This is a genomic window from Microcystis sp. 49638_E5, from assembly GCF_021300285.1.
Classification (GTDB): Bacteria; Cyanobacteriota; Cyanobacteriia; order Cyanobacteriales; family Microcystaceae; genus Microcystis; species Microcystis aeruginosa_C.
The window spans coordinates 1-11,417 of sequence record NZ_JAJTDH010000122.1 but is presented as its reverse complement, the minus strand read 5'-3'; the positions used below and the strand labels follow the sequence as shown (position 1 = coordinate 11,417).

The 11,417-nt window shown below is 46.0% G+C and carries 9 protein-coding genes and 1 pseudogene; all 10 read right to left on the bottom strand.

Annotated features, from left to right (window positions below; genetic code table 11):
- Positions 1-178: 178 nt before the first annotated feature.
- Positions 179-3,625 carry a DEAD/DEAH box helicase family protein gene (locus LW728_RS21150; protein WP_287768094.1) on the bottom strand — a complete coding sequence of 1,149 codons (3,447 nt, stop codon included), beginning with the start codon at positions 3,623-3,625 and terminating at the stop codon, positions 179-181.
- 72 nt (positions 3,626-3,697) lie between these two features.
- Positions 3,698-3,826 (bottom strand): annotated as a pseudogene (locus tag LW728_RS21145) (hypothetical protein); the annotation flags it as partial.
- A 27-nt stretch (positions 3,827-3,853) separates the two neighbouring features.
- Entirely contained in the window at positions 3,854-4,975 is a 1,122-nt protein-coding gene (locus tag LW728_RS21140) for a restriction endonuclease subunit S (RefSeq protein ID WP_287768091.1), read from the bottom strand.
- A 92-nt stretch (positions 4,976-5,067) separates the two neighbouring features.
- Positions 5,068-5,379 carry a nucleotidyltransferase family protein gene (locus LW728_RS21135; protein WP_002731863.1) on the bottom strand — a complete coding sequence of 104 codons (312 nt, stop codon included), beginning with the start codon at positions 5,377-5,379 and terminating at the stop codon, positions 5,068-5,070.
- Positions 5,380-5,468: 89 nt separating this feature from the next.
- On the bottom strand, positions 5,469-5,792 hold the full coding sequence (locus LW728_RS21130) for a nucleotidyltransferase domain-containing protein (protein ID WP_002750888.1): 324 nt from the start codon (positions 5,790-5,792) through the stop codon (positions 5,469-5,471).
- Between the two features lie 3 nt (positions 5,793-5,795).
- Complete coding sequence (locus tag LW728_RS21125) at positions 5,796-7,283, bottom strand: type I restriction-modification system subunit M (protein WP_287768088.1); 1,488 nt, start codon at positions 7,281-7,283, stop codon at positions 5,796-5,798.
- A 358-nt stretch (positions 7,284-7,641) separates the two neighbouring features.
- Positions 7,642-7,881: a DUF2283 domain-containing protein gene (locus LW728_RS21120; protein WP_002801930.1), complete on the bottom strand. Its 240-nt coding sequence runs from the start codon at positions 7,879-7,881 to the stop codon at positions 7,642-7,644.
- Complete coding sequence (locus tag LW728_RS21115) at positions 7,872-8,174, bottom strand: hypothetical protein (RefSeq protein ID WP_287768086.1); 303 nt, start codon at positions 8,172-8,174, stop codon at positions 7,872-7,874. The genes LW728_RS21120 and LW728_RS21115 overlap by 10 nt, the downstream gene beginning before the upstream one ends.
- Positions 8,175-8,230: 56 nt before the next feature.
- Positions 8,231-10,132, bottom strand: a complete 1,902-nt coding sequence (glmS, locus tag LW728_RS21110) for a glutamine--fructose-6-phosphate transaminase (isomerizing) (RefSeq protein ID WP_287667295.1) — start codon at positions 10,130-10,132, stop codon at positions 8,231-8,233.
- Between the two features lie 608 nt (positions 10,133-10,740).
- Complete coding sequence (locus tag LW728_RS21105; RefSeq protein WP_002753892.1) at positions 10,741-11,307, bottom strand: adenylate kinase; 567 nt, start codon at positions 11,305-11,307, stop codon at positions 10,741-10,743.
- Positions 11,308-11,417: the final 110 nt, after the last annotated feature.

The following is an 11,417-nucleotide window of genomic DNA, read 5'->3' as shown; positions in this document are numbered from 1 at the left end:
CCTGTTGATGCCTTAAGTCCTTCCCTATATGGATTTCAGATACTTTTGAGCGTAGGCACTCTCATCGAATTTTATTTTAAGTTAATTATTTGCATAACAATTCCCGAAGAGCCTAAAATCCATTTTTAATTTAATTATAACCAGCTACTTATTACAATTACATCAACCGCGCTTGTTCTTAAACCGCATCAACGGACTCATTAAATGATCGCAAAATCGAGACGATCCGATCAGCTTCCTGATCATTAAACATCCCATCTAGACCTTCGGGATGGTTATCAGTAAAAGGAGGCTCGTAGAGCGCCCCCGGATTGATAACTCCGTTTTTAGCGAGCATATCGATGATATTTTCGATAAAACGGATTTGATTGGCCGAGAAGTTTGTCCCCTGCAAATAACGGCCAAAAGCTTGTTTAGCCGCTTGGCGTGCCGCTACGCGGATCCCTGCGGGATCGAGTCCGACGATTTCCAGGATCAGGAGCTTGAGGCTTTTTGTCTGGCCAAAGACCTCCTCAAAACGCTGACGGCTCTCAATTTCTGCGGCCGAAAATAGCATCTCCTCTAGGGCAGATAAATCCGTCTCCGTTAGGGGGATATTGCGCCGCAACTTAGCGATCGCAAGGTGATCCTGATGCTGACGGATATAGGCCTCGACTTTCCGGCGATACTGTTCGCGACTAAAACCGGTCTGATGGGTGGGAATATCGACAATCTGCACCTCCCCCATCTCATCGACAAAATCGGTGATCACGATCTGCTGCTTTTGGCGATCGATAAACTTGACCAGATCTCGGATGCGAACCCGGATCCTCTCCACTCCCGACGGCGTTGCGCCGGTCCACCAGCTTTCGTCCTGCAGCTCGCGAATAAAGGCCAATTGTCCCTTAATCATCGGGATATCGGGCTTAGTCTCCAGTTGACCGAGAATATCCCGCACTTTGTCCCGCAATCGCTCATAACTACGGTCGGCCTTGAGAATGGCTAATTGCAGTTTCACACAGAGAAGGTCGAATTCCTTGGCCAGGGGATCCTCATTGGGCAGACTATTGGGTAAACCGGCCAAGGAGTCGGCAATGGTGGCCGCGTCCTCCTGACTGAGGTTGTTCCAACGCTGGCGCTGACTAAAGGTTTCCACCTGCGGCAAGCGACGACGCACGAGGAAATTATCCCGGGGCATGGTGGCGATGTGTTGATGGAGTGCATCGAGCAAACTCGTGTATAGGTCGTCGGCCCGCTCGACTTTGTAAGTAGAGGACTGCTCTCTTGCCCTAGGTGTCGCGCTTGGCTTGGAGGGAGCGAGACGGGTTGCCAACTCGAGGCGATGTTTAACTAGGCGACTGGTGAGGCTTTCGGGTATTTTCTGGCTTGTTTCATCGATATCCTGCTCGAAATACTCGAAATTACCGCAGAGGTCGAAGACCAGAAACTCGGTTTTATGGTTGCCAGGCCCAAACAAATCCTGACAGAGACGGGTCCCGCGCCCGATCATCTGATTGAACTTCACCCGGGAGAATACGGGCTTAAAAAAGACCAAATTGACCACTTCCGGCACATCTACGCCGGTATCGAGCATATCCACCGAGACGGCTAAAATCGGTTCTTTGTTGGCTTCGCTGAACTGATCGAGCAGACTCTGGGCGTAATTGTCGTGACTGTCAATAATTTTGGCGAAATGACCTTTGTAGTGAGGATAGTTACTGTTAAAGCGATCGCAGATACATTGGGCGTGTCGGTGATTACGGGCAAAAATAATCGTTTTACCCAATCGATCGCCACTGTTGACCTTTAGCCCCCGTTGCATCAATAATTCTAATGCTTGATCCACGGTGTCGATATTGAACAACCAGTCATTAAAGGCAGCTGCGTTAATTGCCTGCGGTAGTTCGCCGCTTTCCTCGTCCCGGAACTTCTCCTCGTAGTCTAGCCGCTCCTGTGGGGTTAGCTCACTGTATTTAACCCCAGTACGCAGAAACTTAAACGGCACAGTAACGCCCTTGGGGGGGACGAGGTGGCCATCCCTAACGGCATCATTTAACTCGTAGGCGAAGGTAGGCACGCCCTGGGGTAGCTGGAAAATGCGGTAGGTGTCCCGGTCTATTTCCGAGCGCGGCGTGGCAGTTAGCCCCACCAGCAGGGCATCAAAATAATCGAATATTTCGCCGTATTTCTGATAAATGGAGCGATGGGCCTCATCGACGATCACTAGGTCAAAATAACCCACCCCAAAGATTCGCCCCTCTGCATCCATGCGATCAATGGCGTTGAGCATGGTTTGATAGGTGGAGAAGATGACGTTAGCCCCCGTCACGTCTTTGCTGCGGGTCAGATGCAGGACGGTAACGCTGGGTAGATGACGCTGAAAGGCTCGATAGGCTTGCTTTAATAGGGCATTGCGATCGGCCAGAAACAGGACTCGGTTTACCCAATTGGCACTCTTGAGCAGTTCCACCAATGCGATCGCAGTTCGAGTTTTACCGGTTCCCGTGGCCATAACCAACAGGGACTTACGGGCGCACTTTTCTTCAAAGGTTTGGGTAATGCGGCGGATGGCCTCTTTCTGGTAGGGGCGGCCGACGATATCCTCGTTAATGGCGGTGTCCCTGAGGCGTTTACGGTGGGAACGGCGGAAAATTAGCCGTTCTAGCTCGGTTTTTCGCAGGAAACCGAGGACGGGACGGGGGGGATAGGTGAGATCATCCCAGAGATAGGTTTCATAGCCGTTGCTGTAGAAAATAACGGGGCGTTGGTTGTAGTTTTTTTCTAAGGAGTCGGCGTAGAGTTTGGCCTGATCTTGTCCGCTGTCGGGGCTTTTGCTGGTGCGTTTTGCCTCCACGAGGGCGAGGGGTTTGCCGTCATCACCCCATAGTACATAATCGACGAAACCGCGCCCAGTATCCCCCGGCTTTTGGATGGGCATCCCCCACACCTCGAACTCTGTGGCGTTGGGGGCTTTGGTATCCCAGCCGGCCTCTTGGAGTAGTACATCGATCAGGTAGCGGCGGGTGTCGGCTTCGTTGTAGTCGTGCCGGTCAGCGATCGCTCGATTTTGGGCGAGGAGGGCATCCCGTTCGGCCCTAGCGGCTGCCAGTTCGGCCTCGGTTTGGCGCTGTTTTGCTTCGGCCAATTGGCGCAGGGCATCGCTTTGGGACAGGCGTTTTTCTAGGTCTTGCAGTTGTTTGGGAGCGGGGGGTGCGGCCGCCGGTATCTTCTGGCGCTCGAAGCTAATATCGCCCAATTTTCGCCCATTCTGCCCATAGTAGCGCACCAGCCAGTAGGTGAGATGAAATAGTTCCTCGATCAGGTGCAGGGAGTCCCGTTCACTGATGGGGCTGGTATGGTGGGCGGCGTTGTTGCCGACTTTGTGGATGGTGCGAATTTTGCCGAAAAGTCCTGGTTTAAGGTTATCTTTAAAGGTTTGCTCGTGGATGAGAGCGCCTAGGCTATTGTCCCGGGGCGGTTGCAGGTAGGGGTCGTTTTTATAGAGCCAGCAGACCATTTGTTCTAGGACAAAACGGGTATAGAAGCAACTGGCCCGGGGGTTGCTGAAAACTAATCCCTCCGCTTGGCTGGCATGATCGTAGATTGTCGGGAATTGATCTCGCAGGAAGGAGAAGTTTGAGTCCATATTGCGCTCCCCAGTCTATAACTCTATTATTCCCAAAGTTTTGGCTATCTCTATATTTTACCTGATTATTGTTTAACAGTTATATAAAAAAACAGCAAGTTCGGTTATTTTATCTAGGGTTTTCCCGCGTGACAGTGTGAGATGATAGGAATCTTGGTTAATTGTCCAACGGTCTTTTTTAATGGCATTTCCCACAAGATTATGGCAGTAATCCGCCGGCTGCCATGGCTACAGTTCCCCCCTAAATGCTCTTTGTAAAAGGGAATTAAAGAGATTGTTCGCTTTATCGACTCCCGTTTTCTCGTGGTCTTTAATTTTTAAGATTTTGTTTGCGCTGTTCGTAAACTGATTTTGAAGTCCTAATGGTGGCAAAGGACATTCAAAACTCAGCAATGCTTTTCTGTTTATCTTGGGGATATTTGTTCTAGTCGAGTGCTTCTCAGCATATTCTAGGAAACCCTTACTTCTTAGAATAGAGGTCATATAAATCGGCGTCACACAACTATGATTTACTCGAATTGGATATATATCGGCACTACACACGCCATCAAAGTCAGGTAGAGAAACTTTATTGAGATATGGTCGAATCTTGGAGTAAAGAATGTCACCCTTACGAAACAAGTATTTTCCACTAATTAGGGACAATTCGGCGGGAGTTTTGCATCCACTTATCTCGCCAGTTCCAGACTCGATATTATCTCCCCCAACGTGAAGCATATTTGAATATGGCGATTCTCTGGGATCTACTTGCCCAGAAACTAGCTCAATAATGTTTTCTATTTTGACTATCTCCCACCCTTTCGGATTAGTAACAGGATCACCGAACATCTCTAGGAAAGTTGATCGCAATAACTCCTCAGTCAACCGAATTGCCTCTTTGCACTTGCGTCGCACCCCATCCGCTTTATCCAAAATTGCCGCAATTCTTCGCTGTTCTTCGAGGGGTGGTACATATATTTTTGTCGATAGAAACTCCTTGCGATTTACGTGTTTCATAGTCGCACCATGCAAGTAGCACTCCATATCATTGAGGGCTTTACCTAGAGAGTATTTGAAGTAATTTTTATGTACTTTTGCTTTATCTGGAATTGCCTTAAATATATGTTGATTTAGCCAAGCTGTTTCCATTTCTAGCCATTCAAAGACACCTAAACTGGCAGACCAAGAAACCAAAATATCTCCTGTATTTACCTCATATTTTTTATCAACATTTCTGGTCGTGAGATTATAGGGTTTACTTGAATCATTGAGGTTTTGAATTCTAATTATCTTCCGCCCATTTTCATGCCAGTCTTCTGGTTTGAACGCCGCTCCATTAATAAATTCCGCCACTTCTCCTAAAGGAATCATATATCTCATACCAACATCTCCTTTAACGCGTGTAAAACCTGATCAATCTTATTTTCAAACATAAATCAAATATCTTTTCGGTGGACTAAAACTCACGAACCGAAGGGGACATATTCCACCTCATCGAGAATTCGTTGTCCAAAAAAAGGACTCAACGACTCAGGTGTAACCAGATCCACACTCCGACCAAACAAGTCCTCCAAAAAGAAACATAAATCCATAAAATTATTAAATGTCTTCATCCCGGGTTGAAACACCACCAAAATATCCACATCGCTCTTCTCTGTCGTCTGCTCTGTCCGAAAAGATCCGAACAAACCACAGCGACTAACTCCCAATCGCCGTAATTCCCCTTGATTTTGCTCTAGCAGACTGATTACCTGTTGCTTTGTCGTTACAGTCATCACATCCCCTCTAAATGCCGACAAATCTTATTTTCAAACATAAATCAAATATCCTTTCGGTTGAGCAAAACTACCAATGCAATCATCGCTCAAAGCGTAACCCCTTCGCGCCGTATATTGTCAAGAAATGGATTATCTCCGCTCTGGAACTTTGCCGCAGAGATAAAATGACGGGAAACAACCACATTATAATCAAGGCAAAGCCTAGCGATAAATTCACTCGTGCGGTCAATTTCCTGATAAGGATCCACCACACCAGAAAGAATGACCAAAAGATCGATATCAGAATCTTCCCGTCCATCTTCCCGTGCTTGGGAACCGTAAAGGACGATTTTCTGTAATTGGTTTTGATAGAGCAGATGGAAATAATCTTTTATCTCCCGCAGAATAACCTCTAGCTGTAGATTTTTCATCTCCTAATCTCCTAACATCTCCTCTAATGCGTCCAAATCCTGACGAATATCAGCCTCTAAAGCCCTTAACTTCTGTAAAATCACCTTCGGCGGCTCATAGCTCACTTCCTCGTACTCTATCTCCTTATAGCGGTTAATTGATAGATCATAAGCATTGGCCTGAATCTCCTCGCGAGGCACAAAAAACGCCTTTGCTTGGCGATTGGTATCCTTAGCGGAGTCGCGTTGCTGCCAACAGCGCAGCAAGTCTGGGATATCATTATCGGCAATCGGTTGGCGCTTATCATCGAGAGAGAAACCATCCGCCACCATGTCATAAAACCAAACGAAGTCAGTCCCCTTTTCCCTTACCCCCAGCTTCGTAAAAATCAGGATCGCAGTAGATACCCCCGCATAAGGTTTAAACACCCCCGACGGCATCGATATCACCCCCTCTAGCTTATGTTCTTCTACCAAGATGGTGCGGATGTCCTTATGGGCCTTGGACGAGCCAAATAGCACCCCATCCGGCACAATTACCGCACCTTTTCCCCCCGTCTTCAGCAAGCGCAAAAACAGGGCCATGAATAATAACTCGGTTTTAGTGGTGTCGATGATTTTCGATAAATCCTTGGCAATAGTGGACTTCTCCAGCGAACCCTTAAACGGTGGATTAGCCAGAATCATGGTAAAACTATCCTCTACCCCGGCGTGATCCTCCGATAGGGAATCCCGGGCCTCGATAATCGGCTGCTCGATACCGTGTAACATCAGGTTCATGCTGCCAATGCGTAACATCGTCCCATCGAAATCAAAACCGTGGAACATTTGGTTATTGAAATGCTCTAGGTTGCCGCGTTCATGGAGCAAACGTCCCCCCTCGCTGTCCTTTAACTCCCGCACATACTCGGCAGCCGCTACTAAAAAGCCTCCTGTGCCACAGGCCGGATCACAGATAACCTCCCGGGGTCCCGGCGCTAATAACTCCACCATCATTTTGATAATATGGCGCGGTGTGCGAAACTGTCCGTTAGTCCCGGCTGTACTCAGTTTCGAGAGCATATACTCGTAAAGGTCGCCTTTGGTGTCCCGATCCTCCATGGGGATTTTTTCAATTTGCTCGATTACCGTGGCCAGCAGGGCCGGGGAGGCGATGAGAAACACCGCGTCCTTCATGTGTTTAGCGTAGGTGCTACCCTTAGAAAACTGTCCCAGATCTTTGATAAAGGGAAACGCTTCATCCCGGACAATCTGGAGCATTGTCTCGGCATCATCGATATTTTTGAAGCGGGACCAACGGATATGCTGTTGGCTGGGGGTAAAGGTGGGATTTTCGAGGTTTTCGCCTAATCGTTGGGCCCTACGCTCCTTAGCCAGTTCTAGGTCATCTAGGCGCTTGATGAAGAGTAAATAGGAAATCTGCTCGATTACCGAAAGCGGGTTACTAATGCCGTTATTCCAGAAGGTTGTCCAAAGTTTATCTATTTTGGATTTTAATTCGCCGGTGATCATCGCTGTTTATTTGTTCACTGCTTTTAATATTGCAGTAATATTGTACTGAAAATCGGGGGGTCTCTTAGGTTTTCTGGGTAAAATATATTCTAAAACTGGCTAGGGGGTGGAACGAACCACAAAGACACAAAGGACACAAAGATTGATCGCTCCTATATAGCTCAGTTTCTCAATTTTATCTGGCAATCTTGCCTAGCGATCGCTTTGCAATCACTAATTAAAGCCTTTTCTAGCCAAGCTTACCCCCCTTATCAAGGGGGGATTAAGGGGGGATCGGCACCCCCCTTATCAAGGGGGGATTAAGGGGGGATCGAACCTAAAATCCATTTTTAATTTAATTATAACCAGCTACTTAGCATCATTGGATTTTACTAACATTGAGAATACTTAACCCAATGATCTTATCCCCTTGATAACGAATAATCACATCATTATCTGTTAATTCGCTATCATCCGCTGGTAAAGATGGTTGATGAAAATTAATATACAAAATATCTGCTTTTGCATCATAAGCTGTCCAAAAATCTTGCTGAGGCAGAGCGTGAATCATCTTGGCGAAGTTAAGATAAGATTGAATATTAATGCTAGTTATGGCCATATTTGTTTCCTCTTGGTTAATTCACGAAGAAGACGGGTTAAATAAGCAGTAATAATAAATCCCTCATCTAATAATTCTCGATAAACAACGATTAGATATTTTCCAGAAACTATTTGTTTAACTGCCAACAATTCCTGATGGTTTCCTACTAGGATTTTCTCAGGATAGCGAATGGTTTCCAATATCTCCGCTTGATACGATACTAATTCACTATGTCCACTGATAATGTGTTTCCATCTCTCCTCTGTCAGACGAATTAAAACCCCATTCTGAGAAGTTGCATAAAGATTCATAGGTTCCGATTCAGTGTAAATAGACCTTTAAACCACACTTTCAACCCAACCGAACCCTATTCTACCGTGACACTTTTGGCTAAATTGCGCGGCTGATCCACGTCTAAACCGCGACGGGCTGCGATATGATAGGAGAGCAATTGTAGGGGAATTACTGTTAAAATTGGCGATAATAATTCCTCAACTTCCGGCACATACAACAAATCATTAAAGACTTTTGGTGCTTCCGTATCGTTGTCAGCAACTACTCCCAATAACCGCGCATCCCTTGCTTTTGCTTCCTGTGCATTGGAGAGAACTTTATCATAAACTACCCCCGGCATCGCAATCGCTACTACGGGAACTTTTGCATCTAAAAGCGCGATTGGTCCGTGTTTCATTTCTCCGGCTGGATAGCCTTCCGCATGAATATAACTGATTTCTTTGAGTTTTAAGGCCCCTTCTAAAGCGATGGGGAAATTAATCCCCCGTCCCAAGAAAATAAAGTCCTGGGTGTCATTAAATTCATGGGCTAATTCTTCGATCGCTTTTTCCTGTGTTTCTAGGACAGTTTCGATCGATCTTGGCAGCGATCGCATTTCATTAATAATTTGCTCGATTCTCTCTAAAGACAAAGTTTGACGACGATAGGATAAATCCAAAGCTAAGAGATAAAAACCCAATAACTGGGCGGTAAAACTCTTAGTTGCCGCCACCCCGATTTCGATCCCCGCCTGAGTATTAATAATCTGATCGACCATTTGTGCTAGGGTACTTTCGGGGCGATTAGTAATCCCAATAATCCGGGCCTGATATTTTTTTCCTAATCCTAAACGACGCTGTTTTTCCGTTTCCAACGCTGCTAAAGTGTCGGCTGTTTCCCCCGATTGCGTCACCCCGATGGTTAAAGTATTGGGCATCAGGGGGGTGGGTGCATAGCGAAATTCCGAGGCGTACTGTACTCTTGTGGGAATACCTGCCAACTGCTCAATCAAGTATTTACCGACTAAACTAGCGTGCCAACTGGTCCCACAGGCTAAAATCTGAATATGTTCTAAATTATCGTAAATTTCCTCAGAAAAATTAATATTTATCGGGTTGACATTATCCCCATTTTCTGCTGTCCAATGGGGATGCAGATAGGTCCCTAAACAGTCGCGCACCACTCCTGGTTGTTCGTAGATTTCCTTGAGCATGAAGTGACGATAACCCTGTTTTTCTACGGTTGTCGGACTCCAATCGAGGACTCTGGGGTTTTTACGGACTCTTTTTCCCTCAAAATTATAGATTTCTACTCCCAAGGGTGTTAACTGAGCGATTTCGCCATTATCCAAGGACAGCACCGCCCGGGTATGGGGAACCAAAGCACTGACATCGGAGGCACAGAAAAACTCCCCCTGACCAAAACCGATGATTAAAGGAGCGTGTTGCCGCACGACAATCAATTCATCGGGATAATCGGGACTAATTACCGCTAGGGCAAAAGCACCCTCTAAACGTTCAATTGCCTTTAAAACTGCCTTGAGGAAAGGACTCACCCCCAAGTATTCTTCATCGGTAGGTTTGGGTAAATAACTGGCGATTAGATGGGGAATAACTTCTGTGTCGGTTTCTGAGTCAAATATACAGCCTTTTTCCTTTAATTCTGTTCTTAATGCCTGAAAGTTTTCGATAATGCCATTCTGTACCACTGCCACCCGTTGACTGTTATCGGTGTGGGGATGGGCATTACTTTCTACGGGTTTGCCGTGGGTTGCCCAACGGGTGTGACCGATGCCAATTTGGGAGGGATTAACTTCCTGTTCTAATTTTTCCCGCAGATTGTAGAGTTTTCCCTGGGCGCGGACTCGATGTAATTCACCTTCGAGAATTGTGGCAATCCCTGCCGAATCATAACCCCGATATTCTAAACGTTCCAATCCAGCTAGGAGAATATCGATCGCTGTTTGGGTTCCGATATAGCCAACAATTCCGCACATTCTTTCGCTGACCCCATTTAGGCTAAGTCCAATCTATTCTATCGCAAGCGTGGCGCTTGTTTGCTTAGAAGCTCAAGACGCAGGGGCAAGGGTAAAGTTTCCCTTCTAGGAGATTAGGGTGTGGGGTGTGGGGTGTGGGGTGTGGGGTGTAGGGTGTGGGGTGTGGGGAGAATAAATAAAAGCAATATAGATCACTCAGCAGCACACTTTGTTCTTTTTGTCAAAAAAACTTTCTCTTTGCAACAAAACTACACAATTAATTGATCAACGGGTTGGCTTAAAAAAGGCTCTTTAACTGCCATTTATTGCTGTTGCTGAATAGGTCAGTGTAGATTTAGCAAGGGTTTTCAGGATCACCAGACAGCTAAAAACCCTAAAAAGCACAGAAAAACCCATCATTTCATACTGCGAAATTATACCATAATCGCTGGAAGTATTGCAACCTCGTAAACAAATGAGAATTATTTTCAATAAATTCTTAAGAAAAGGTAAATATTGCGAAATGTAAATTCAAATATTCTCAACTATTAAAGCTTGTTTGATATAAAAAACTTATAAAAAGTTGTAATTTTTACTGACTGATTACTGATTACTGACTGAGAGAAACTTTAAACAGGAGTGACAACTGCTGTTAGAGCGGCAGTAACCGCGTCCATCGGTTGATTACCGTCGATATGGTTAAGAGTCCCTTTTTGACCGTAATAATCTAAAACGGGGGCAGTTTGGTCGATATAAACCTGTAGGCGACGGGCGATCGTTTCTTTAGTATCATCTTGACGACCCCGTTGCATGAGACGCTCAATTAAGACCGTATCTGGTACAGCCAAATTAACCACAAATGTGTAACTATCGGCCAATTCTTCCAGTAATGCGTCTAAAAAGCTCGCCTGTGCCACCGTGCGGGGAAAACCATCAAGAATCCAACCCTTAGCACTGTCAGGCTGTTTTAAACGTTCCTGAATTAAACCTAATAACAACTCATCGGGGACTAATTCGCCCTTTTCCACATAAGCTTGTGCTTGCTGACCAAGTTCTGTCTTCTCTGTAATTGCTTGACGTAAAATTTCACCGGTAGAAATATGGGGAATCGTCAGAGATTCCGCTAATTTTGCCGCTTGGGTACCTTTTCCCGATCCGGGCGGTCCCAAAAATATCACACCGATCCGTTTGCTCATCGAAAATTTGGGTCTGAAACCCCGCCGTTTTACGGCGGCTTTGCTGTTAAATATTAGCACATTTACGAAATATATGCTAAAATGTGAGGTATGGAAAAAGCCTATTCTTA